General features: G+C 69.1%; 23 protein-coding genes. 14 read left to right on the top strand and 9 right to left on the bottom strand.

The genetic code is table 11. The features are described 5' to 3' along the window. Positions 1-13: 13 nt before the first annotated feature. Positions 14-616, bottom strand: a complete 603-nt coding sequence (locus AC1VVG_RS26935) for a DUF1326 domain-containing protein (protein WP_034191415.1) — start codon at positions 614-616, stop codon at positions 14-16. Positions 617-941: 325 nt separating this feature from the next. Between AC1VVG_RS26935 and AC1VVG_RS26940 the strand changes: the two genes are divergently transcribed. Next, the gene (locus AC1VVG_RS26940) at positions 942-1,346 is read left to right on the top strand and encodes a lysozyme inhibitor LprI family protein (protein WP_034191414.1); all 405 of its coding nucleotides are present in this window, start codon (positions 942-944) and stop codon (positions 1,344-1,346) included. A gap of 39 nt (positions 1,347-1,385) precedes the next feature. Here the strand turns inward: AC1VVG_RS26940 and AC1VVG_RS26945 are convergent, their stop codons facing one another. Together AC1VVG_RS26945 and AC1VVG_RS26950 are read right to left on the bottom strand one after the other, a co-directional pair. Further along, positions 1,386-2,033, bottom strand: a complete 648-nt coding sequence (locus tag AC1VVG_RS26945) for a response regulator (protein ID WP_006483707.1) — start codon at positions 2,031-2,033, stop codon at positions 1,386-1,388. Next, a complete protein-coding gene (locus tag AC1VVG_RS26950; RefSeq protein ID WP_226227529.1) occupies positions 2,030-4,144 on the bottom strand; it encodes a PAS domain-containing sensor histidine kinase in 2,115 nt (704 codons plus the stop codon). Before AC1VVG_RS26950 ends, AC1VVG_RS26945 begins: the two co-directional genes overlap by 4 nt. A gap of 321 nt (positions 4,145-4,465) precedes the next feature. Here AC1VVG_RS26950 and AC1VVG_RS26955 point away from each other — a divergent pair, with 321 nt between their 5' ends. The 5 genes from AC1VVG_RS26955 to AC1VVG_RS26975 all read left to right on the top strand — a co-directional run bounded on the left by AC1VVG_RS26955 (position 4,466) and on the right by AC1VVG_RS26975 (position 9,933). Next, complete coding sequence (locus AC1VVG_RS26955) at positions 4,466-4,936, top strand: universal stress protein (RefSeq protein ID WP_034191412.1); 471 nt, start codon at positions 4,466-4,468, stop codon at positions 4,934-4,936. 308 nt (positions 4,937-5,244) lie between these two features. Then, positions 5,245-5,751, top strand: coding sequence for a cupin domain-containing protein (locus tag AC1VVG_RS26960; protein ID WP_482836788.1), 507 nt, complete (start codon positions 5,245-5,247; stop codon positions 5,749-5,751). A 187-nt stretch (positions 5,752-5,938) separates the two neighbouring features. Beyond that, entirely contained in the window at positions 5,939-6,964 is a 1,026-nt protein-coding gene (locus AC1VVG_RS26965; RefSeq protein WP_034191410.1) for a DedA family protein/thiosulfate sulfurtransferase GlpE, read from the top strand. A 442-nt stretch (positions 6,965-7,406) separates the two neighbouring features. Next, positions 7,407-8,789, top strand: a complete 1,383-nt coding sequence (locus tag AC1VVG_RS26970; RefSeq protein ID WP_124669336.1) for an amino acid permease — start codon at positions 7,407-7,409, stop codon at positions 8,787-8,789. 208 nt (positions 8,790-8,997) lie between these two features. Further along, positions 8,998-9,933, top strand: a complete 936-nt coding sequence (locus AC1VVG_RS26975) for a universal stress protein (RefSeq protein ID WP_482836791.1) — start codon at positions 8,998-9,000, stop codon at positions 9,931-9,933. Positions 9,934-10,324: 391 nt separating this feature from the next. Here AC1VVG_RS26975 and AC1VVG_RS26980 read toward each other — a convergent pair whose 3' ends face one another. Next, positions 10,325-10,510 (bottom strand): hypothetical protein, encoded by a 186-nt coding sequence (locus tag AC1VVG_RS26980; RefSeq protein ID WP_482836792.1) that lies wholly within the window; start codon positions 10,508-10,510, stop codon positions 10,325-10,327. After that, positions 10,486-10,920: a hypothetical protein gene (locus AC1VVG_RS26985; protein WP_473376408.1), complete on the bottom strand. Its 435-nt coding sequence runs from the start codon at positions 10,918-10,920 to the stop codon at positions 10,486-10,488. The genes AC1VVG_RS26980 and AC1VVG_RS26985 overlap by 25 nt, the downstream gene beginning before the upstream one ends. Positions 10,921-11,481: 561 nt before the next feature. Here AC1VVG_RS26985 and AC1VVG_RS26990 point away from each other — a divergent pair. Both AC1VVG_RS26990 and AC1VVG_RS26995 read left to right on the top strand, forming a co-directional pair. Continuing rightward, positions 11,482-11,736 carry a DUF3562 domain-containing protein gene (locus AC1VVG_RS26990; protein ID WP_034191407.1) on the top strand — a complete coding sequence of 85 codons (255 nt, stop codon included), beginning with the start codon at positions 11,482-11,484 and terminating at the stop codon, positions 11,734-11,736. A gap of 245 nt (positions 11,737-11,981) precedes the next feature. Continuing rightward, positions 11,982-13,781: a methyl-accepting chemotaxis protein gene (locus AC1VVG_RS26995; RefSeq protein ID WP_034191406.1), complete on the top strand. Its 1,800-nt coding sequence runs from the start codon at positions 11,982-11,984 to the stop codon at positions 13,779-13,781. Between the two features lie 28 nt (positions 13,782-13,809). On the opposite strand, the gene AC1VVG_RS27000 is transcribed toward AC1VVG_RS26995, so the two are convergent. Next, a complete protein-coding gene (locus AC1VVG_RS27000; protein ID WP_034191405.1) occupies positions 13,810-14,847 on the bottom strand; it encodes a sigma-54 interaction domain-containing protein in 1,038 nt (345 codons plus the stop codon). A 381-nt stretch (positions 14,848-15,228) separates the two neighbouring features. Between AC1VVG_RS27000 and AC1VVG_RS27005 the strand changes: the two genes are divergently transcribed. From AC1VVG_RS27005 to AC1VVG_RS27015, 3 genes are read left to right on the top strand one after another with little or no spacing between them, the layout of a single operon-like run. After that, a complete protein-coding gene (locus AC1VVG_RS27005; RefSeq protein ID WP_482836794.1) occupies positions 15,229-17,217 on the top strand; it encodes a hybrid sensor histidine kinase/response regulator in 1,989 nt (662 codons plus the stop codon). Positions 17,218-17,253: 36 nt separating this feature from the next. Continuing rightward, complete coding sequence (locus AC1VVG_RS27010; RefSeq protein WP_124608349.1) at positions 17,254-17,661, top strand: BON domain-containing protein; 408 nt, start codon at positions 17,254-17,256, stop codon at positions 17,659-17,661. A gap of 52 nt (positions 17,662-17,713) precedes the next feature. Then, complete coding sequence (locus AC1VVG_RS27015) at positions 17,714-18,337, top strand: DUF4142 domain-containing protein (protein WP_124608348.1); 624 nt, start codon at positions 17,714-17,716, stop codon at positions 18,335-18,337. 6 nt (positions 18,338-18,343) lie between these two features. Here the strand turns inward: AC1VVG_RS27015 and AC1VVG_RS27020 are convergent, their stop codons facing one another. The 3 genes from AC1VVG_RS27020 to AC1VVG_RS27030 all read right to left on the bottom strand — a co-directional run bounded on the left by AC1VVG_RS27020 (position 18,344) and on the right by AC1VVG_RS27030 (position 19,896). Then, positions 18,344-18,847 (bottom strand): PRC-barrel domain-containing protein, encoded by a 504-nt coding sequence (locus AC1VVG_RS27020; protein ID WP_034191402.1) that lies wholly within the window; start codon positions 18,845-18,847, stop codon positions 18,344-18,346. A gap of 30 nt (positions 18,848-18,877) precedes the next feature. Beyond that, positions 18,878-19,309 carry a CBS domain-containing protein gene (locus tag AC1VVG_RS27025; protein ID WP_034191673.1) on the bottom strand — a complete coding sequence of 144 codons (432 nt, stop codon included), beginning with the start codon at positions 19,307-19,309 and terminating at the stop codon, positions 18,878-18,880. Between the two features lie 338 nt (positions 19,310-19,647). After that, a complete protein-coding gene (locus AC1VVG_RS27030) occupies positions 19,648-19,896 on the bottom strand; it encodes a hypothetical protein (protein ID WP_482836797.1) in 249 nt (82 codons plus the stop codon). Positions 19,897-20,039: 143 nt separating this feature from the next. On the opposite strand from AC1VVG_RS27030, the gene AC1VVG_RS27035 reads away from it, so the two are divergent. From AC1VVG_RS27035 to AC1VVG_RS27045, 3 genes are all read left to right on the top strand, one after another. Beyond that, on the top strand, positions 20,040-20,339 hold the full coding sequence (locus tag AC1VVG_RS27035) for a hypothetical protein (protein ID WP_482836799.1): 300 nt from the start codon (positions 20,040-20,042) through the stop codon (positions 20,337-20,339). Positions 20,340-20,643: 304 nt separating this feature from the next. Then, positions 20,644-20,955, top strand: coding sequence for an ATP-binding protein (locus tag AC1VVG_RS27040; RefSeq protein WP_034191672.1), 312 nt, complete (start codon positions 20,644-20,646; stop codon positions 20,953-20,955). A gap of 203 nt (positions 20,956-21,158) precedes the next feature. After that, the gene (locus tag AC1VVG_RS27045) at positions 21,159-22,040 is read left to right on the top strand and encodes a MipA/OmpV family protein (RefSeq protein WP_034191399.1); all 882 of its coding nucleotides are present in this window, start codon (positions 21,159-21,161) and stop codon (positions 22,038-22,040) included. The last annotated feature ends 93 nt before the right edge of the window (positions 22,041-22,133 follow it).

Below are 22,133 nucleotides of genomic sequence, written 5' to 3' on the forward strand. Positions count from 1 at the left end.
GTGCGGCCGCGATTCATGCGTCGAACTGGAACGTGCTCTGCAGCGCGTTGTGATTCTTCAGATCGACGTCGATGCCGATCGCCGCGTTCTTCGACCGGTAGACGGGCGCCTTGCCGACGAACACGGGGGCGCCGGGTACCGTCGAGAACACGGTATCTGCCAGCGTCGTCTGCGCGCCGCTCGGGCCGAGATACGGTTCGAGTTCCGCGTGGTAGTCGGTGCCGATCGACAGCGTGCCGCGGGCGCCGACGACATCGAACGTGATCGGCGCGCGTTCGACCGACACGACCTTGCCGATCAGTTTCGCGAGCTCGGCGATCGGGCCGCCGGCCTGGCCCGTATAGACCTTGAGGAGCGCCTGCTCCTGCGCGTCGGATGCGGTGTCGCTCACGTAGATCGCGGCCGTCCAGTTGCCTTGCAGGATGTTGCCCGGCACGCGGCACACCGCGGCGATCGTGTTGCCGCCGACGTCGACGCCGTCGACGGTGCCCTTGTCGACGTGCCACGCGACGATGGTGTCGCAGACACCGAAATCCGGATCCTCGCCGATCCAGCACGGGCAGAGTACGCGACAGTTGCAGACCTCGAGCAGACGGCCTTCCAGGTGATAGCTCATGATTTCCTCCAGGGGAGCGACGGCGCTTGCGCGTTGTGCTGGGCGGAGGAAACCGGCTGACGAAACGTCACGACCGCTCGGCGTCGCGAACGCGAAATGCGCTGAGGAATGCGGCGGAAGCGAAGACGGGATGGATGCGATAGCGCGGCCTGAAACGGCGTATCGATTTTCCAGTGTAGGCGTGCGGGGCCGATATGCAAGGCGCCGGCTGACAAGCGTCTGCGCGTGCGCTAGCATCGCGGACGGTGTCGCCGCGCGCCGAGGCGCGGCAGGGCAACCGGCCCGGCACCGGGTTCCGCATTTCAACGAACAACAAGGAGCATCCATGCGTGTCTTGACCGGTCTGTTGTGCTCGCTGGCGCTGCTGGCGAACGTCGCCCATGCACAGGCGAATTGTGCGGACGCGGCGGATCAGGCGGCGATGACGGCATGTGCCGATCGCGCGTACAGGAAATCCGACGGCGAGCTGAACCGGACCTACCAGGCCGTCACCGCGCGCCTGCGCGATGCGCGGCCGCTCGCCGACAAGCTCGTGAACGCGCAGCGCGCGTGGATTGCCTACCGCGATGCCGAATGCGGTTTCTCCAGCGCGAACGCGGAGGGCGGCAGCGCGTATCCGATGGTCGTATCGACCTGCCTCGACGATCTGACGAAAGTGCGTACCGAAACGCTGAAGGGTTATCTGTCCTGCGAGGAAGGCGATCTCGCGTGCCCGGTGCCCGGCAAGTAAAGAGCAGGCGCGGGCCCGGCCGGGCCCGCGATGCGCCGGCTAGACGTCGTCCGTCTCGTCGAGCAGCTTGTGCCGCATCGCGTACCGCACCAGCGCCGCTTCGTGCGGCATCTGCATCTTTTCCAGGATTCGCGTCTTGTAGGTGCTGACGGTCTTCGCGCTCACGCACAGCGCGTTCGCGATCTCGGTCAGCGTCTGGCCGGCGGCGATCCGCCGGAACACGTCGAATTCGCGATCGGACAGCCGCTGGTGCGGCAGCGTCTCGGCCGGCTCGTTCAGGCTCTGCGCGAACTGCTCGGCCATCGCGAGGCTCACGTAGACGCCGCCCGACGCCACCTTCGTGACCGCGCCGACCAGCTCGGCGCTCGCGCTTTCCTTCGTCAGATAACCCGACGCACCCGCGCGGAACGCACGCACCGCGTATTGCTGCTCCGCATGCATCGTCAGCACGAGCACGCGCAGCGCGGGTTTCTCGTCCTTGATCTGCTTGATCAGCTCGACGCCGTTGCGGCCTGGCATCGACAGGTCGAGCACGAGCACCTGCGCGGGCGTCGCGCGCACGAGCGCGATCGTCGACGGGCCGTCGCAAGCCTCGCCGGCCACCTCGAATCCGGTGGCGTTCTGGAGGATGTGCCGCAGACCGTCGCGTACGAGCGTATGGTCGTCGGCGATGAGCACCTTGATCATGTGATGAGCGTTTCCTGTTGAACGGTACTGAGCGGAAATGCGACGGTAATCGAGAAGCCGCGCGCGAGCGCGGTGTCGATCGTCACGGTGCCGCCGAGCATGTGTGCGCGTTCGCGAATCCCGATCAGGCCGAACGACTTGTCCTCGTGGGCCGGCGCGCCGTGGGCCGCGCCGCGGCCGTTGTCCGCGACGCGCAGCACGCAGAAGCCTTCCTCGATGTCGAGCCGCAGCGCGACGCGTGTCGCGTCCGCATGACGCGCGACGTTCGTCAGCGCTTCCTGGACGATGCGGAACAGCGTGGTCGCGCCCGCGCTGGTGAACGTGAGGCCGCCCGTTTCGATGTGGCGTTCGACATCGATTCCGTAGCGGTTCGTGAAATCGTTCGCGAGCCATTCGATCGCGGGCACGAGGCCGAGATCGTCGAGCATCACCGGGCGCAGGTCGGCCGCGATGCGCCGCACCGACGCGACCGTCGCGTCGATCAGCCGCCGCATGCCCTGCAGGTGCGTCTGCACGCCCGCGTCGGGCTGCGCGCGGCCGGGCATCCGCAATTGCTGCTCGACGACCGACAAGTCCATTTTCAGCGCGGTGAGCTGCTGGCCGAGGTCGTCGTGCAGTTCGCGTGCGATCCGCGTCTTTTCTTCTTCGCGCACGTTCTGCAGGTTCGCCGACAGCTCGCGCAATTCCTCGCGCGACTGCTTCAGCGCGTTCTCGGCGCGCAGCCGCTCGGTGATGTCGCGCAGCATCACGGTATAGAGCTTGCCCGACGCGTCGCGGATCTGCGAGATCGACGCCTCGATCGGGAATTCCTCGCCGTTCGCGCGCAGCCCGAACAGCACGCGCTGGCGGCCCATCTGCCGCTCGGAGACGCCCGTCACGCCGAACTGGTCGACGTGCTTCGCGTGCGCGGCGCGGAACCGCTCGGGGATGAAGCGCGACAGCGGCGCGCCGATCGCCTCCATCGCGGACACGCCGAACACCTGCTCGGCCATCGGATTGAAGATCACGACCGTCTGCTTCTCGTCGATCGTGATGATCGCTTCCATCGACGAACGGATGATGCCCATCATCCGCGCCTCGTTGAGGATGCCGCGGCTGCTCGCGCCGGCATCGGCGGCCGCGCCGGCGCGGCCGCGCAGCAGCGCATGGACGAGTGCCGCGAACGCGAACGACGCGATCAGCCCCGCGGCGAGCACGGTGCCGGCCGCGCGCTGCGCGCCGGTCGCGCTCGGGCGGCCGTCCGCGGAATAGGCGAGCGACAGCGCGGTGCCGCCGAAATTCAGCACGTCGGTGCGCCGCATCAGGTCGGGCGATGCCGACGCTTCGTCGGTCGTCGACTCGACGCTGGCGATCGCGCGCGGATCGCCGCCGGCCGTCATCCGCAGGTCGATTCCGCGTTCCGCGTCGAGCGCGCGCTCGACCAGGCGCCGCGGGCTCAGCGCCGCGAACAGCACCCCGTCGACGCCGGCTTCGCGCGTGCCGGACGGCGTGACGGCCGCATGCGGCGAGGTGGTCACGGGCAGGAACAGCGTCAGCGTGCGGGCGTCGCGGGAGGTATCGTCGTCGACCGGGTGGACGCCGAGCGCGATGTCGCCGCTCCGCAGCGCGCGTGTGAGCGGCGCCGCGTCGGATGCGCCGAAGCGGACGACCGGCGAGTTCGAGGCGGGCGCGCTGAGCGCCGCGGCCGCGAGCGGGCCGGCCGGCAACGGCTTCGCGCCGGCGAGGGCGCCGCGGGCGGCGGGCGTCAGCGGCGCATAGCCGATCTGCCGGACCGGCGAGCGGGCGCTGTCGAGATCGAGCGTCTCCGCGTACCGGCGCCATTGCTCGGGCGTCATGCCCGGGACGAGACCGAACGCGCCGCGCGCGCCTTCGAGCACGGCGACACCGGTCTGCAGCTCGTGGCGCAGCATCGCGCTCACGTGCGTCGTGCGGCGTTCGAAGCGCGCATGCACCGCGCCTTGCCACTGCTCGCGCACCAGCAGCGCGACGCACAGCGACAGCAGGGCGCCGGCGCACAGCGCAACGACGCCAGCCGCGAGCGGCTGGCGTAACATGGTCGGGAGGCGCGTGGGCCCTCGGGCGTCACGCGTCGGGGTTCCACTGGCGGTCATTCAATGGCCATGACTGTTGTTCGGGCTGCCCGGGGCACTCGGGCAGCGCAGCAAAACCGGGGAAAACTCGCACCGGTTGCGTGTAGCGTCTGTTTTCGAGATGAAATTGTGCGCGGTTTACGCATTTTTTGTAATAGGGTCACCTGAAATTGCGGCAGGCGGCGTGAAGCAGCGAGTCCGCCGGCCGCGCTTGACGCGCGTCAAGTGGCGCGTCGGCACGTGGGGCAGACTGTTCGGCAGGCCAGCCGGCACCGGGCCGGCTGGCGATAACGGGCCGCCGCGGCGCGATGCGCGACGCGTGCCCGGTCGGAGGGACGGACCATGTACAAGCGGATTTTCGTCGGGCTCGACGGCAGCCCGAGCGCGCGTCTCGCGCTGAACGAGGCGATCCGGATCGCGGCGGCGTCCGGCGGTGAAGTCACCTGCGCGTATGTCGTCGAGCACCGGCCTCAACTCGTCGACGTCGACGCGGGCTTCGCGGCCGAGCACGACGGCGATGCGGCCGCGACCGATGCCGTGACGCCGGTGCTCGACGACGCGAAAGCGGCGCTCGCGCAGCAGCGTGTGACCGGCTCCGTGCGTGCGCTCGACGCATACGGCGAGGATGTCGCCACCGTGCTGATGCGCACGGCGGCCGAAGCCGACGCGGACCTGATCGTGATGGGCACGAGCGGCCGGCACGGCCTGCGCCGGCTGCTGCTCGGCAGCGTCGCGGAATCGCTGCTGCGCGCGGCCGACCGGCCCGTGCTGCTGGTGCGGCACGACGAGCCCGGTACGCCGGCGGCGGCGTAGCACGCGGTCCGGCGCAACTGCATGGGCTGCCGCGAACGGAACGCGGCAGCGCACGTGCACCGGCAGTCTGTCCGCTGAAACGCACGATGTCCTTGGCGGCGCATCGCGCGCACCCGAATGTCCGCGATTGCACGCGCACGGTTGCATCCCGACATGCAGTTCTGGCAGCATCGACCGGAGTCCGCTCGATCGCCGCGCGCATGGCCGCGGCGATCGACGCAGGGGCATCCGGCTGGAACCGGTCGCACGGGCGATGAACCGGGCCGGCCGCCGGATGCCGGTTACCTACCTTACCGACGTCATCCGCCATGCCGATCTCCGCCCCCGACCTGATTCGCCAGTTCGACCTGCAGCCGCATCCCGAAGGCGGCTATTTCCGCGAAACCTACCGCGCGACCGATTCGGTCGTGTGGCCGGCCGACGGTGCGCCACGCGCCGCGTCGACCGCGATCTACTACCTGCTGTGCGACGGCGCGTATTCGTCGTGGCACCGGATCCGCTCCGACGAAGTCTGGCATTTCTACGCGGGCGACCCGATCGAAGTGTGGGTGCTCGACGCGCGCGACGGGCTGACGATTCATCGGCTCGGCAACCCGCTCACGCATCCGGGCACGGTGTTCCAGGCGGTCGTGCCGGCCGGGCGCTGGTTCGGCGCGCGCTGCGCGTCGCCCGAGCACGTCGCGCTCGTCGGCTGCACGGTGGCGCCCGGGTTCGAGTTTGCGGAATTCGAGCTGGCCGACACGGCCGCGCTGGCGGCCGCGTTTCCCGATTACGCGGAACACGTCGCCCGGCTCGCGCCGCGCGCCGACGTGTGACCGTCACGGTTGTGCAACCATCGGCGCGAAGCCCGTGCCGACGGTGCGTGTTCCGCGCGAGCGCGGCCAAACCCGTTTAGAATGCCGGTGATGCACGTGGTCGGCTGCGGACGTGCCGCGGTGGCCGTTGCACTGCCGTACCGACGGCCCCCGTCGCGCGGCCCGCATGCTTTCCAGGAGCGCCGCCGTGTGGCACTTTCCCATCGCTATTCCATCGTCGCTCGGCCCGTGGGCCGTGTTCGCGAGCGTGTTGATCACGCAGCTCGGCGTGCCGGTGCCGGCCGTGCCGATGCTGATTCTCGGCGGGACGATGGCGGCGATGGGGCAGGCGTCCTGGGCCAGCATGTTCGCGGCGGCGATCGGCGCGACGATGCTGGCCGATTCGATGTGGTTCTTCATGGGCCGTACGCGCGGCCGGCGCCTGCTGAACGGCCTCGTGCGCTTCTCGCTGTCGCTCGACACGACGCTGCGCTTTGCCCGTAACGTATTCGAAAGATACGGTGCGCCGCTGCTGGTGCTGTCGAAATTCCTGCCCGGCCTCGGCCTCGTATCGGCACCGCTGCTCGGCACGACCGCGATCGGCGTCGGCGTGTTCCTGTTCTGGGATCTGGCCGGTGCGTCGCTGTGGGCCGCGTTCTGGCTGGTCGGCGGCGCGGCCATTCACGACCAGATCGTCCAGTTCGTGCTGTGGGTGCGCGCGAGCGGCGGCACGATCCTCGATGCGTTCCTCGCCATCTTCATCACGTTCCTGCTGTACCGCTGGGTGCGCCGCGTGCAGTTCCGCCGCTATCTCGCGCAGGTGCGCATCTCGCCGCCGCAGCTCGTCGAGATGATGACGTCGGACGAGCCGCCGCTGATCTTCGACGCGCGGCCGAAGGCGATCCGCGAGCGCGAGCCGTACCGGATCGCCGGCGCGGTGCCGGTCGATCTCGATTCGCCGGACCTGCTCGACCCGGAAATGCTGAAACGGCCGATCGTCGTCTATTGCGTGTGTCCGAACGAGGCCACGGCCAAGCGTCTGATCGCGAAGATGCAGCGCAAGAAGATGATCCACAACATCCGGGCGCTGAAGGGCGGCCTCGATGCGTGGGAAAAGCATGGTTATCCGGTCGAGCCGCTGCCGGCCGATCTGGATTCGTCGCGTTATTTCGTGCGGCCGGATCATGGTGCGCTCGAAGGCGAATATACGGTGCGGGCGACGTTATCGAAATAATGCGCGTGCCGTGACGCGCGTATTCAAATCCGACCACCGATTTCACGCGCCGCGATTTTTACGAAAATCGGCTGGCGCGAAACCTCCGAACCTCCCTATAATCCCGCCTGCATATTGCGTGCGCATGATCGCGCACATTCGACGCGTGTCCGTTCACGCCGAAAGCGATTGATCCCGTCGTCGCCCGCCACGCGCACAGCCGCGTCAGACGGGCCGCACGGGCGTATTCCGTGAAAGGCCCGATCCGTTTTCCGGATTGCTCCGGAGCATACGGATAATCCGCGGCGATTCCCATCGGATTGACGCAATATCCGCGTCGTTTCTCATTCGGAAAATGACGGCGGAGATTATTTCGTTTTCGGTTGCCGAAATAGGCATGAATGGTCGCGCATTGACATCGACACAATGACGGCGGCCCGCTCGCGGCTGCCAGGAGACGGACTTGAAACAACCAGAAGACCAGTTGCACCGCGGGCTGGAGGAGCGGCACATCAACCTGATGGCGCTCGGCGCGACGATCGGCGTCGGCCTGTTCCTGGGCTCGGCCACCGCGATCCGCACGGCCGGCCCGGCCATTCTGCTGACCTATCTGCTGGGCGGCATCGCGATCTTCCTGATCATGCGCGCACTCGGCGAAATGGCGATCACCAATCCGGTCGCCGGCGCGTTCAGCCGTTACGCGCGCGACTACCTGGGACCGCTCGCCGGCTACCTGACCGGCTGGACCTACTGGTTCGTGTGGATCGTCACCTGCATGGCGGAAATCACGGCGGTCGGCGTCTACATGCACATGTGGTTCCCCGGCGTGCCGAACTGGATCTGGGCGCTCGCGGCGCTCATGGCGATGGGCTCGGTGAACTTCATCGCGGTCAAGCTGTACGGCGAATTCGAGTTCTGGTTCGCGCTGATCAAGATCGTCACGATCGTACTGATGATCATCGGCGGCGGGCTGATGATCGCGTTCGGCATCGGCAACGGCGGGGTCGCGACCGGCATCTCGAACCTGTGGTCGCACGGCGGCTTCATGCCGAACGGGATCAACGGCGTGATCGCCGCGCTGCCTATCGTGATGTTCGCGTATCTGGGCGTCGAGATGCTCGGCCTCACGGCCGGCGAAGCGCGCAACCCGGAAAAGTCGCTGACCAAAGCCGTCAACTCGGTGTTCTGGCGCGTGCTGATTTTCTACATCGGCGCGCTGTTCGTGATCATGTCGCTGTATCCGTGGGACCAGATCGGCACGCAGGGCAGCCCGTTCGTGATGACGTTCTCGCGGCTCGGCATTCCGGCGGCCGCCGGCATCATCAACTTCGTCGTGCTGACCGCGGCGCTGTCGTCGTGCAACAGCGGCCTGTTCAGCACCGCGCGGATGCTCTACAACCTCGCGCAGCAGGGGCAGGCGCCGGCCATGCTCGGCCGCGTGAACCGCAACGGCGTGCCGGTGTACGGCGTGATCGTGTCGGTCGCGCTGCTGCTGATCGGCGTGCTGCTCAACTATCTCGCGCCGCAACACGTGTTCACGTGGCTCACGTCGGTGTCGACGTTCGGCGCGATCTGGACGTGGTGCGTGATCCTGATCGCGCAGATGCGCTTTCGCCGCACGCTGTCGGCCGACAAGATCGCGCGCCTGCCGATCCGCGTGCCGTTCTATCCGCTCGGTTCGTTCGTCGCGCTCGGTTTTCTCGTGCTGGTCGTCTTGCTGATGGCGTTGACGCCCGATACACGCGTCGCGCTCGTGATCGGGCCCGTGTGGATCGTGCTGCTCGGCATCGCGTATGCGCTGTTCTACGCGAACCGTCCGGCCGCCTCGATACCGACGAAGCCGTAAGCGCCGGGGCAGGGAGCCGCGCGATCGTTGATCGCGATCATGCACCGGCGGGCGGGACGACCTATGCTGAACGAATCGCTTGTCCGCGCTTCGCGTGGCTATCCGCCGATCCCCGCGACCGCGGCGTCCACCCGGCCGCCGCGCGCCGCTGCCGCGCGAGGCTCCCGTCGTCGTTCCGCGACGACGCGCACGCACGGAGGCCTTCGCCATGCAGCCTGCCCAGTCCATCCCGACGCTCACGCGGATCGCGCTGGCCGTCGATCCCACGCCCGAATCGCTGTCCGCCGCACGCTACGTGCACACGCTGCTGCGTCCCGGCATGCGATTGCGCATCGTCTGCGTGATCGACAACCCGCGGCTCGTCCTGCCGGACATCCCGCGCATCGACGCGTTGCTGACCTCCGCGCGCGAGGAGATGATCGGCGAAGCGAACGCCATCAACGCGCGGATCGCGGCGCTGTTTGCCGACAGCGGCATCGAGGTCGAGCAGGCCGTCATCGATACATCGGTCACGGGCGGCACGGTCGCCGATGCGCTGGTGAACGACACGTCGGCGTGGCAGGCGGACGCGCTGGTGGTCGGTGCGAATCCGCACCACGGGCTGCTGCGGCTCGTCGAGGGCGCGAGGTCGGACACGCTGTCGAAGCGTGCGCGCTGTGCGCTGCTGATCGTACCGGCTGCCTACGCCCGGCCGTCGGAGGGTGAGCTGCAACGGCTGATGTTCGCGGTCGACGGCAGCGAGCCGTCGCTGCACGCGGTGCGCGTCGGGCTCGGCTTCGCGGCACCGACGACGTTGTTGTACGCCGCCTACGTGATCGATCGCGCGATTCGTCTGACCGATATCGTGCCGGTGCGTGCGCTCGAGGATGCGTACCGTGCGGAGGGCGAGGAGGCGCTCGCGAAAGTCGCGCCGCTGTTTCATGCGACCGGGAATCCGACCAAGCGCGGCATCGTCGAAACGCGTCCGACCAGCGACGACGTGGCGCATGCACTGATGCGCGATGCCGTGCACTGGCGAGCGGAGCTGCTGGTGATCGGCACGCATGGCCGGCGCGGCATCGCCGCCTGGCTGATCGGCAGCGTCGCACGCCGTGTCGCGCATCTTGCCCAGGTGCCCGTGTTGCTCGTGCGGGGCGCCGCGTGAATGGCAAGAACGATGCGACATCTTGCACGAAGCCGATGTCGATTGACCTGCATCAGAAACGGCATGCGCTTCGCGTGAGACAGTAATGGAACAACCGGCCGCGACGATGGTCTTTCGTGCAGGGGCAACGACAGCCATGCCTGCATGACAAGCATCGAAATCGCCGATCTCGCCGGCCGCGCTCGACGGCGCGTTCAAATCGTCGCAACCATTTCCGGAGCCGCGCCATCGACTGCATGGCGTGTCATCCGACCGAGAACTCTCTGGCACGAGGGTAGGCAGCCCGCGGCTGCCTTGGAGGACGGGCGGGGTGCACGCACCCCGTCCGCTTTCCGCCTGGCTGGCCCCGTCGGATCACTTTCCCCGCAGGTATTGTTTTGCATGCGGCCGTTCAGAACGGCACGTATGGGCGCGCGATGTCGACGCCGATCGCGGCGAAGGTCGAGCCGGGCGCGGCGCCGCCGCATTCATGCGGCGGCAGCAGGCGCGGCGGAAGTGTCGCGGCGCGCAGCCATCGCACGGCCGCGTGCCGTGCATCGACTGCAGGCGTGTTCAGGTGGTCCGAAGAATCGAGCACAGGTCGTGCCGGCGGACGACGCCGCGTCGCACGTGCGAGCGCGGGTGCACGACGTGCATCGGCCCGCATGCGTTGCACGCGCGGCTGCGCAGCCGGTTCGCATGCGGCCAGCCGGGGCGAGCCTTGCGGCGCGGCTCCGACTCGTCCGGCGCGTCGCCCGCTTGTCGCGCGCCGAGCGCCGCGGCGAACCGCTGCAGCGCGAGGATCGACCCCGCGACGCTCTGGTACTTTTCGCGGCCGATCTGCCCGTCGAGCGTGACGAGCAGTCCGGCTTCGCGAGCGAGCGCGAGCAAGGTGTCGAGATCGTCGGACGGACGGTTGCCGGCCAATACGGTCCGGGCGGGCAGGGCGCGCGCGTTGCCCGACGCGCGCCGCTGGCCGTCCCGGCCCGGGAAGTTGCGATGTGCCATGGTTGGTCTCCTGCGCCAGGCCCCGCGTGCCTCGCTCGATGGCTGGCTGGGCGATGATCCGGCATGAACGCGTTGTTCATGGCATCAGTATCGTGTGGCGGCAGCAGGCTGCCAAGCGGCGCGCGCTGAAGTCGTTGTCAGGTATTGCGCGGCGCGTATCGGAATCCGCTGACACGCATCGCGGCCAATTGGCCGTTCGTCCGCCGGCCGTCGATCCGGCTCATTCGTTCCGACGAATGAACCGGGGGGCGGGCGTCGCTTGACTCAGGTTTTCTGCCGGTCTATGGTCTGCCGTGCATCTGCGTCGAGCGGGGGACCATCGCCCGCCTGTCGCCGGTGCCGCGCCCCGGGGTGGCGTGGCAGCACGTCCAGTCTCGTTCGCGGGCCGTTTGCGCCGCGAATCAAGCGCGGCCGGTTCGGGAACGGATCGGCACGGCGGCACGCAACGTGCCGTTGATCGCGCGCAAACACGCGCCGGCGCATCGCACGCCGCGCGGCCGACCCGTGTCTAAGCTTCCAGTACCGTCGTTTCTTTATTCCTCGACTGTCAGGAGTCTGTCGATGTCCAGGGACAATTTGCTCGATTCACTGAAGGAAATCGCCGAGCAGCGTGCGATCGGCGCGGATCAGTTGCGTGCGATGCTCGACGATGAGGTGCGTGTGTTGTCGTCCGGCGCACGCGTGCACGACTACATCCACGTGTTCGCGATCCGGAACCTGCGCGAACGGATGCGGCAGCGGGACGATTTCGACGCCGACACGCAGGCCCGCGCGGCGCCGGCGGAAGCCGATCCGCGCCCGAGCGTCCGCCTGTGACAGGCGATTGCCGCGGCTGACACGGACCGTCGCCGGCCGCGGCCGAATCGCGCTCGACCGCTTTCAAGCGGGGCCAGCCGCCTCGGTTTCGCAGCGCGCAACCTGACGATCCGCTGACAGCTGCCCACCTCTTTCGCCATCCATTTCATTGAATTGTCACAACGGCCTCAAGTAAGTGGCGCGATTGCCGTTTACCCGGTGAATTCGTCCACCGGGCGTTCGCGCTCCCTTACCGAGTCGTTGCCATGTTTTCGTCCATCCGCGCCCGCATCCTTGCCGCGTGCGTCGCCATTGTCGTATTCGCGCTCGTCGCCAGCACACTGATCAACTACTTCATCGCGCGCTCGTACAACGACGACGCGATCGACCGCAACCTGACCTCCGTCGCGAGCGGCCACGTGGTCGGGATCGCCGACTGGGTCGCGACCCGGAGCCGGATGATCGCGTCGCTGCAGGATGCGGCGCTCGCGCCCGATCCGCTGCCGGTGTTCAAGCAGATGGCCACGGCCGGCGGCTTCACGAACGTCTACGCTGGCTATGCCGACAAGGCGTTCCGCTTCTCCGACCCGACCGGCATCCCGCCCGACTACGATCCGACCGGCCGCCCGTGGTACAAGCAGGCCGCGCAGGCCGGCAAGCCGGTCGTCACGCCGCCTTACGTCGATGCCGGCACCGGCAACCTCGTCGTCACGTTCGCGGTGCCGATCCTGCGTGACGGCGCGCTGAAGGGCGTCGTTGCCGCGGACGTCGCGATGGACAGCGTGATCGCCAACGTGAAGTCGATCCGCCCGACGCCCGCGAGCTTCGGGATGCTGGTCGACAGCAGCGGCCACGTCGTCGCGCATCCGGACCCGAAGCTCACGCTGAAGCCGGTCGCCGACGTGTCGCCGGAACTCGGCGCGACGGGCGCGGCGACGATCGCGGCCGCGACGGCCCCCGTCGAGGTGAGCGTCGGCGGCGACGCGAAGCTGGTGCGTGCGCGCCCCGTGCCGGGCACCGACTGGTATGCGCTGGTGCTGCTCGACAAGGCTGAGGCGACGGCCGGCATGCGCTCGCTGCTGACCGCGTCGCTGATCACGCTGGTCGTGATCGTCGGCGTCGCGTCGCTGATCATCGGCGCGATCACCGCGACCGCGTTCCGCCGCCTGTCGCAGGTCCGCCAGGCGATGGCCGCGATCGGCTCGGGCGCCGGCGACCTGACGCAGCGCCTGCCGGCCGAAGGCCGCGACGAAGTCGCCGACATCGCGCGCTCGTTCAACAGCTTCGTCGACAAGCTGAACGACGTGATGCGCGAGATCCGCGACGCAAGCGAATCGGTGCGCACGGCCGCGAACGAGATCGCGGCGGGCAACCAGGACCTGTCGTCGCGGACCGAATCGGCCGCGGCAAGCCTCGAGGAGACGGCTGCGTCGATGGAAGAGATCACCGCGACCGTCGGCCAGTCGGCGGCCGCCGCCGGCCAGGCCGACGAGCGCGCGGCGGCGGCCTCGCGGATCGCGTCGCACGGCGGCGTGGTCGTGTCGGACGTCGTCGCGACAATGGAGAAGATCGAGGAAGCGTCCGGCCGGATCGGCGACATCATCGGCGTGATCGACGGGATCGCGTTCCAGACCAACATCCTCGCATTGAACGCGGCCGTCGAAGCGGCGCGTGCGGGCGAGCAAGGTCGCGGCTTCGCGGTCGTCGCGCAGGAAGTGCGCAGCCTTGCGCAACGCAGCGCGCAGGCCGCGCGCGAAGTGAAGGTGCTGGTCGAATCGACGGTCGCGAGCGTGTCGGCCGGCTCCGGGCAGGTGCGCCAGGCCGGCGACACGATGCGCGAGATCGTGTCCAACGTGTCGAACGTGACGACCATCATCTCCGAGATCACGCATGCCGCGAACGAGCAGACGCGCGGCATCCAGGAAGTGAACCGCGCGGTCACGCAGCTCGATGAAATGGTCCAGCAGAACGCGGCGCTCGTCGAACAGTCGACCGCCGCGGCGACCGCGCTGCAGTCGCAGGCGAATGCGCTGGCGACGACGGTCGGGCGGTTCAAGGTCGCGTAACCGCGGCCGGAAAGCGCCGCCGCCGCGCTCAGGAGCAGCCGCCGTCGCGCATCAGCGCGAGCCGGTTGTAGAGCGTTTTCAGGCTGATGCCGAGCGCCTTGGCCGCGCGCGGCTTGTTGCCGTCGAAGTGGCGCAGCGTGGCGGCGATGAAGCGTTGCTGCGCATGGTGCAGCGTCGCGCCGAGCGGCAGCGCCATCGCGCCCTCCGACGTGCGGTCGGGCGGCATCGGCTGCTTCGGCAGCGTCACGTCGATGCCGTCGTCCGACAGGATGTACGCACGCTCGATCGTGTTGTGCAGCTCGCGCACGTTGCCGGGCCACGAGTATGCGCGAAGTGCCGCGATCGCCGCGTCGGTCAGCCGCTTGTGCGAGCGGTGCCGCGCATTCAGCGTGTCGACGAATTCCTGCGCGATCGTCTCGACGTCGCCGTCGCGCTGGCGCAGCGGCGGTACGTACAGCGCGAACGCGGCGAGCCGGTAGAACAGGTCCTCGCGCAGCCGGCCGTCGCGCACGGCGTCGGCCGGGTTGTGGCGCGTGGCCGACACGATGCGCACGTCGAGCGGAATCGGCTCGGTGCCGCCCACCCGCACGATCACGTTCGATTCGATCGCCCGCAGCAGCTTCACCTGCAGCGCCGCGGGCATCTCGGCGATCTCGTCGAGCAGCAGCGTGCCGCCGCGCGCGGCCTCGAAAAAGCCCTCCCGCTGCGCGATCGCGCCCGTGAAACTGCCTTTCTCGTGCCCGAACAATTGCGACTCGGCGATATCGGGTGGAATCGCGCCGCAATTCACGGGCACGAACGGGCCGTCGCGCCGCGCACTCAGATCGTGCAGCCGGCGCGCGACGATGTCCTTGCCGACCCCGCTTTCGCCGGCAATCATCACGCTGGCGCGGGTCGGCGCGATTTTCTCGATGCGGCCGAGCAGCGTGCGCATCGCGGAGGACCGGCCGGACAGCCGGCGGCCGTCTGCGCGCTGCTTCGACCGGTTTGCGGTTTCATTCATCGGCATAGGCGGGCCGTTTTGAAATTCGGCATCACGCGTTCCGTTCATTGCAATATTTATCATCGACAGCGAAACGGCCGCGAAGGTGCCGCGGAATAGTAATTTCCAATGTCCGCGACGGGGACGGAAGAATTCGCCCATCGGTGTCCGGGCTCACCGGGAAAGGCGGCTCGATCGAGGGTCGGACTCGCGCCTTTTTACAGAAAGCCGATGAAAAAAGGCGGTCGCGACCGCTTTCGGCCGAAGCAGCGGCCAGCCTGCATCGGCGCCGGACCGCCTGCGCTCATGCACCGTCCCGCCATCCTCGCCGGATCACCGCGTCACGCCCGTCCCGGGCACATGGCTTGCGGATGTCTCCGGGCCCGCCCGGCACGCTCGACGGTATCTCGGATGGCCGAACGGTACGACGCCGCACGACGGGAACCGGCGCGAGGCAAGGATGCAATGAAGACCCTGACCCATGAGCTGTTGCGGCAGGGTGCATGGGTCGTGCTGGCCGTCGGGCTGGCGTCCGCGCTGCAGGCGTGGGCGATTCACGCCGTCGGCGGGCACGCGCCATTTGCGCCGCTGCCTTTTTATGCGGGGGTTGCGGCTGCCGCATGGCTGACGTCGTTCGGTGGCGGCCTTGCCGCGGCCGTCGCGAGCGTGGCCGTGATGGGCACGCTGTGGTGGCGCGATGCGCCGCTGGCCACGCTGCTCGCGCAGGCCGGCGCGTTCGTCGCGATCAGCTTCGTCGAGTGCGTGCTGGTGGCGGCGGTGAAGCCGCTGATCGCGAACGATCGCCTGCACGCAGTCGACGACGATGACGACGCGAACACCGAAGCGCGCCCGCTGCATCGCGAGCCCGCGCCGCTCGCACGCGATCCCGACGACAGCCTCTTGCGCCGGGTGGTCGACGCGTCGCCCGATGCGATCGTCGGCGTCGACACCACGCGCCGGATCACGAGCTGGAACCCGGCCGCGCGCCGGCTCTTCGGGCTCGACGCGGCGCAGGCAAGCGGGCGCGACGTCGCCGAGATGATCACGCCGCGCTGGCTGCGGCGGCATCCGGTGCCCGCGACGTTCGCGAACCTGCATGCGCCGGTCGGGCCGCTCGACGTGCTGTGCGTGCGGCGCGACGGCGGCCGTTTTCGCGCGACCTTCGCCGCGTCGCCGATCGTCGATGCGCAGGGCAACTGCACGGGCCTGTCGATGACGCTGCGCGAGGCGCGCGAACGCCGCCGCGGCGAGCGGCGCGACCTGCGCTCGTTGCGCGGCGCCCGCGACGCGCGTGCGCAGGCCGACACCGCGAACCGGCTGAAGGACGAATTGCTCGCCACGGTGTCGCACGAGCTGCGCACACCGCTGAACGTGATCTACGGATGGGTCGAGGTGCTGCGCAACGTGGACGGGCATGGGCTCGCGGAGCAGGCGATCGACGCGATCGACCGCAGCGCGCGGTCGCTGTCGCACATGGTCGGCGACCTGCTCGACGCGTCGTCGCTCGCGACGGGCCGGCTGCGTCTCGAGCGCGTGCCGGTCGATCTCGTGCGCGTCGTGCGCGATGCAACGCGCGAGCTCGCTGCAACCGCGCAGGCGAACGGCCTCGAACTGTCGGCGGCGTACACGATGCCCGCCTGCGTGATTCCGGCCGATGGCGAGCGCGTGCGCCAGGTGCTGTCGAACCTGTTGTCGAACGCGATCAAGTTCACGCCGGCGGGCGGCCGCGTCACCGTATCGCTGACGCGTGCGGGCGAACGCGTGCGGCTGTCGGTCGCCGATACGGGCCAAGGGATCGCACCGGAATACCTGCCGCATCTGTTCGAGACCTTCAGCCGCCCCGAAGGCGCGTTCGCGTCGCCGAAGCGCGGCCTCGGGCTCGGCCTGTCGATCGTGCGCAACATCGCGCAGCTGCACGGCGGCGACGTCGTCGCGACGAGCGCCGGCCCCGGACGCGGGATGACCGTGACGGTCACGCTGCCGGCCGGCTGGGACGCCGACGACCCGGCCGAGAATCGGGCGCGCCGCGCAGGCGGGCCCGACTCGGTCGCGCTCGACGGCCAGCGCGTGCTCGTTGTCGACGACGACGCCACCTCGCGCGCGAGCCTCGCCGCGGCGCTCGAAACGATGGGCGCGCAGGTGTCGACCGCGCAGTCGGGGCACGACGCGCTCGACGCGGTGGCGCAGCATCCGCCGAGCGTCGTGCTGTCGGATCTTGCGATGCCGGACGGCGACGGTTTCTGGTTGCTCGACCGGATTCGCCATTTGCCGGGCGGCAGCGGGCACTTGCCGGTCGTCGCGGTCACCGCGCACGCCGGCAAGGCCGACCGCCACCGTGTGCTGGCCGCCGGCTTCGATGCGTATCTGTGCAAGCCGGTCGACATGCCGACGCTCGCGAGCGTGATCGTCGACGTCGCGCCGGACGATGCGCAGCGCGGGAAACGGCGCGGCTGAGCGCCGCCCGGCGACAACGGAACGAGGGAGGCATCGATGGATGCAACGGAAACCAGGCGGTGCAACGGCGCGGGCAGCAAGCAGGCGCGGCGGCGCATGCGGCCGGTCGTGTCGATCGCGAGCCTGCTGATGCTGTCGTGTGCATGGATCGCGACACCCCGTCATGCAGCGGCCGACGAGAGCGTCGGTGCGAAGCTCGCGAGCCAGGCGTCGGCCGTCGGCGGCCAGATCCGTGATGCGACGCTCGCGTCCCGCGTCAGGGCCGCGCTCGTCGCCGAACGCGGATTGGCGTCCGGCGACATCGACGTCCAGGTTCGTCATCGTGTCGCCGAACTGTCGGGCAGCGTGCCCGACGAACGGCAGCGCGCGACCGCGATCCGCGTGGCGCGCGACGTCGACGGCGTACGCGGGGTGAGCGACAAGCTGCAGATCCGCCGGAAGTAACGTGACGCGCGGGCAGCGCCGGCCCGCTCCGTCGCGGCACACGGAGGTCAGGATGACCAGGAGCCCGAGAAAACGGCACGGTCGCCCGCGGGTGACCCTCGCGCTGGCTGCCGCCGTCGGCGTACTGGCGCTCGCGTATTCGCACGCGCAGACGCCGCCCGCGTCGTCGATACAGGTCGCGCCGGGCGTCGTCCGCCCCGGCACGACCGCCGACGAGGCCGGCATGACGCAGCGGCCCACCGGCATCGATGCCGAGTTCGTCGACAAGGCAGGCATGCTCGACAAGGTCGAACGGCAAGCCAGCCAGCTCGCGCTCGACCGTGCGTCGAATCCCGCCGTGAAGGCGTTCGCGCGCCGGATGATCGACGATCACGCCCGCATCGCCGGCGAATTGCGGCAGCTCGGCGCGCAAAAGGGCGTACCGGTACAGGCGCGGATGCTGGTCGATCCGGCGGTGACGGCATTGCGGACGAAGGAGGGCCATGCGTTCGACACGGCATATGTCGCGCTGGCGGGCCCGCGAGCGCATGAGGAGGCGATCCGGCTGTACGAAGCCGAAGCGAGGAACGGCCGTGATCCGCAGCTTCGCGCGTTCGCGGCCGGCACGCTGGCGACGCTGAACGCGCATCTGGCCGCCGCGCGGCAACTCGCGCGGACCGTCGCGGCCGCGCACTGACCGGCATCAACGGCGCCGCTTGGCGTCCTCGGGACCGTCCGGCGACGCCTCGTGCGGCGGCGAGTCGAGCGCCGTTTCGCCTTCCTCGATCAGCCAGTACGGCGCACTGCCGTAGTACGCATGCAGCGCCCCGGCCCAGTCCGGATCGGCCATCGCGGGCCAGCAGTCCGGGTCGAAGCCGGGCGCGTCGCGCACGAGTTCGGTCGCGACCGGCAGCACGAAGCATGTGCGCTCGACGTCGAGCACCAGCATGCTCCACGGCACCGCGAGCAGCTTGCCGCCGAGCCCGCGTATGCCGCCCGACGCGACGACCGCGTAGGCGACGCGGCCGGCTCGCACGTCGAGCATGATGTTCGCCACCTGGCCGATGTCGTCGCCTTCGATCGTCAGCACGCGATCGCCCGCGAGCGTCCGGGCGGCCATCACGTCAGGCCCCGGCCCGCGGCCGGTCGGGCGGCGATCGCCGCCCACGATGCGCGTGTCGCCGCGCGACGCTCTGTCCATAGTCATCGATCTTCTCCTGGTCGAAGCCGCGGGCGGTCAGCGCCGGCGCGGCAGCGACACGTCCTCGAGCGTATTGGCCAGCTCGTCGCGTTCGGGGCCGCCCGCGCGTGTCGCGATGTCGCCGAGCGACACGATGCCGACCACCCGGCGGTCGCGGTCGAGCACCGGCAAGCGATGCAGTTGCACGTCGGCCATCCGTTGCTGAACGTCGCCGACGCCGTCGTCCTCGACACACCACTGCACGGGCGCGGATGCGACGGCCAGCACCGGCGTATCGGGTGCATGGCCGTGCGACAGTCCGCGCACCGCCAGGTCGCGGTCCGTGACGATCGCGACGAGTTCGGTGCCGTCGCAAACGGGCAGCACGCCGATATCGAAGCGCTGCATCAGTTCGGCTGCATGGCGAATCGTGTCGGTCGGTGCGACGCACACCACGTCGCGCGACATGATCTCGTTGACGCGATACATGAACGCCTCCTTCGTGAGCAGGACGAAACGGGAGCAGATGCCGTGCCGCGCGCACTGCGCATGCGCCGGGCCTCGACGGCCGCGCAACGGAGAAATTTGCCAGCCCGCTTGTACATCTTCCACGGCGGCTGCCGCGACGGGCGGCGCGAAACGTCAGTGGCCGACGCCCGTCATGACGACGATGGCCAGCACCACTGCGCTCTCGATGGCGGCCAGCGCGGCGACGCCGGCGGCGCCGCTGATCTCATGCCATCTGCGTTCGAGGTGTTTCATCAGATCGCTCCGAATGGATCCCGCCCGCCGATGCGGCGGTGCGCATCGCGAGCCGGGTGCCGCCGTCAGCCGTGATCGTGGGGCGGGGAAGGGGCGTGCGGCGCGCGACGTTCGTGCTTGCCGGACGGCTTGGCGGGGTCGATACGGGTCGCGCCGCCGACGGCGGGCGGATCGCTGGCCGGAAACGTCTCCTCGAGCCCTTCGTCGATGCGTTCCTCCGTCTTGTCTTCGGACGGTGGGCGCGACGGGGCGAGACGGAACGGTCCGGCAGCCGGTGACACGGCGTCGCGGCGGCCGGTGGCGTAAGCGGTCATGGTCGAACCTCCTTGGTCATGGATGCACGCGCAAGCGCCGTGCCCGTGACGGGCCGACGGCACGACGCTTGCGCGCCGGGGAATCCGGACGCGCACGCGGGACATGAGTCGCGTGCCGTCCGCATGGACAAGAGGACATCGTGATGAATGCAACCAGGGAAAGGATACGTTACGACGCGAACGTCTGCGGCGGCGATTTCGCCAGCGTGCGCGCGCGATTCTCCGCGTGGAAGCGCGAATCGCTGGTCTATCGGCCCGAGCGGCGGATGTTCGACGGCAAGGACGAGGTACGCGAACTGAACGACACCGTCTACGACGGCCCCGAGCGTGCGCAGCGGGCGCTCGTCGCGCATCGCGCGCCGTCCGATCCGTTCGCGCTCGCGGTTCGGCTGAACGCGGAGGGGCGCATGATGTGGCTGGTGATGGCGGCCTATGACGACTGAGCGGCCGCATGCATGACGGGTAAGAGCGGGCACGCCGCTTGCGCGCGCTCGCGGCGCCATCGAGAGGCGCGCGCCGTCGCGCAGGAGAAACATGAAGACGCCATCCACGCTGCACCGCCCCGAACCGACGACCCCCGACGTCGACCCGCATCCGGTACCGCCCGGACCCGACGATCCGGTCGACCCGCCCGTGCCCGACGGGCTGCCGCAGGGCGACCCGCCGTCGAACCCGCCGCCGATGCGGATGCCGGGCGGAAGCGGGGCGCCACAACCGGCCGCGCGAACACTGAAAAGGAGGACCGTCATGGACATTCACGTGCAATCACCCGACAAGCGCGCGATCGCTCAGGTGCTGGGCCGCTATTTCGAATCGCGTTCGCTGCGCTATCACATCGAGGAACTGCCGGGCGGCGTGCTGCAGATCGGCTTTCGCGCCAGCGGCCGCCCGGCCGCCGTCACCGTGTCGTTCGACGATGCCGCGTACGACGCTTATACGCACTGGGACGCCAGCCAGAAACAGCTGGCGCTCGGCCGGCTCGCCGACGGCTTCTCGCGAATGATGTCGTCGCGCAGCCCGGCCGCGCTGGCCGGCGACTATCACGTCGAGCGTTTCTGATTCCGCCATCCAACACCGGCGCGTGCCGGAATCCGGCAAAGTGCCCGCGCACAACGGGCGCTTTGCGTCTGCGCGCGTGTCGCGTAGGATGTCCGTTAATTCAGCGCACGCTACGTTCGCGCAGCACGCTGCCGGCCGGTGCCGCCGACGACGCGCGATGCGCTTTCCCCCAGGTTCGTTTCGCGCAACCGACGGAGACCACCTTGGCCACAGTTGCTCGCCTGTTGCTGTCACCCGGCACCCGCCGGTTCGTATCCGGTCTTTCGGCATTCGCGGCGCTCGCCGCGTCCGGCGCCCGCGAAGCGTCGGCCCAGACGCCTTCGCCGCTCGGCGAATGGCAATACTCGGCGGGCGTGCCGCTCCAGAAACTGTTCGACCCGAACATTCCGACCTGGCAGGTCAGCCTCGGCGCCGCGATGACGCTGCAGCCCCGCTACGCGGGCTCGGATCGTTATCGCGTGATGGGCGGCCCGAACGTCGACATCCGCTACCGCGACCTGTTTTTCCTGTCGACGGGCGAAGGCCTCGGCGCGAACGTGCTGCGCGGGCCGAACTGGCGCGTGAGCCTGTCGGTCGGCTATGACCTCGGGCGCCGCTCGGCCGACGATCTCGGCCACCTGAACGGCCTCGACAACATCAATGCGGCGCCCGTGATGAAACTGGCGGCCGATTACGTGATCTCGAAGGATTTCCCGCTCGTGCTGCGTGCGGATGTCCGGCGCAGCATCGGCGGCTCGAACGGCTGGACCGGCGATTTCTCCGCGTACATGCCGATGCCGGGCAGCAACGAGAATTTCTTCTGGTTCGCGGGGCCGACCGTGTCGTTCGCCGACTCGCGCTACATGAACAGCTGGTTCGGCGTGAACCCGGGCGCCGCCGCGCGCTCCGGGCTGCCGGCCTATTCGTCGGGCGCGGGGATCAAGTCGGCCGGCGTCGGCGTGACGATGGTGTGGTTCGTGAACAAGCACTGGTTCGTCACGATGGACGGCGCGCTCGAGCAGCTCGTCGGCCGCGCGGCGCGCAGCCCGATCACGCAGCAGTCGACCAACGGCGTGTTCGACATGTCGGTGAATTACCAGTTCTGACCGCGCCGGGCCGCGGAGGGCCGATGCCGCACGCGGCATCGGCCGTCACATTTGATATGATTCCGACCTGTACAAACGTACAGTGATCGATCT

This window comes from Burkholderia sp. L-4, assembly GCF_056856535.1.

Coding starts and splice junctions, on each gene's coding strand:
- AC1VVG_RS26935 (WP_034191415.1), bottom strand. CDS start 616: ATGAGCTATCACCTGGAAGGCCGTCTGCTCGAGGTCTGCAACTGTCGC.
- AC1VVG_RS26940 (WP_034191414.1), top strand. CDS start 942: ATGCGTGTCTTGACCGGTCTGTTGTGCTCGCTGGCGCTGCTGGCGAAC.
- AC1VVG_RS26945 (WP_006483707.1), bottom strand. CDS start 2,033: ATGATCAAGGTGCTCATCGCCGACGACCATACGCTCGTACGCGACGGT.
- AC1VVG_RS26950 (WP_226227529.1), bottom strand. CDS start 4,144: ATGACCGCCAGTGGAACCCCGACGCGTGACGCCCGAGGGCCCACGCGC.
- AC1VVG_RS26955 (WP_034191412.1), top strand. CDS start 4,466: ATGTACAAGCGGATTTTCGTCGGGCTCGACGGCAGCCCGAGCGCGCGT.
- AC1VVG_RS26960 (WP_482836788.1), top strand. CDS start 5,245: ATGCCGATCTCCGCCCCCGACCTGATTCGCCAGTTCGACCTGCAGCCG.
- AC1VVG_RS26975 (WP_482836791.1), top strand. CDS start 8,998: ATGCAGCCTGCCCAGTCCATCCCGACGCTCACGCGGATCGCGCTGGCC.
- AC1VVG_RS26985 (WP_473376408.1), bottom strand. CDS start 10,920: ATGGCACATCGCAACTTCCCGGGCCGGGACGGCCAGCGGCGCGCGTCG.
- AC1VVG_RS26990 (WP_034191407.1), top strand. CDS start 11,482: ATGTCCAGGGACAATTTGCTCGATTCACTGAAGGAAATCGCCGAGCAG.
- AC1VVG_RS26995 (WP_034191406.1), top strand. CDS start 11,982: ATGTTTTCGTCCATCCGCGCCCGCATCCTTGCCGCGTGCGTCGCCATT.
- AC1VVG_RS27000 (WP_034191405.1), bottom strand. CDS start 14,847: ATGATAAATATTGCAATGAACGGAACGCGTGATGCCGAATTTCAAAAC.
- AC1VVG_RS27005 (WP_482836794.1), top strand. CDS start 15,229: ATGAAGACCCTGACCCATGAGCTGTTGCGGCAGGGTGCATGGGTCGTG.
- AC1VVG_RS27010 (WP_124608349.1), top strand. CDS start 17,254: ATGGATGCAACGGAAACCAGGCGGTGCAACGGCGCGGGCAGCAAGCAG.
- AC1VVG_RS27015 (WP_124608348.1), top strand. CDS start 17,714: ATGACCAGGAGCCCGAGAAAACGGCACGGTCGCCCGCGGGTGACCCTC.
- AC1VVG_RS27020 (WP_034191402.1), bottom strand. CDS start 18,847: ATGACTATGGACAGAGCGTCGCGCGGCGACACGCGCATCGTGGGCGGC.
- AC1VVG_RS27025 (WP_034191673.1), bottom strand. CDS start 19,309: ATGTATCGCGTCAACGAGATCATGTCGCGCGACGTGGTGTGCGTCGCA.
- AC1VVG_RS27030 (WP_482836797.1), bottom strand. CDS start 19,896: ATGACCGCTTACGCCACCGGCCGCCGCGACGCCGTGTCACCGGCTGCC.
- AC1VVG_RS27035 (WP_482836799.1), top strand. CDS start 20,040: ATGAATGCAACCAGGGAAAGGATACGTTACGACGCGAACGTCTGCGGC.
- AC1VVG_RS27040 (WP_034191672.1), top strand. CDS start 20,644: ATGGACATTCACGTGCAATCACCCGACAAGCGCGCGATCGCTCAGGTG.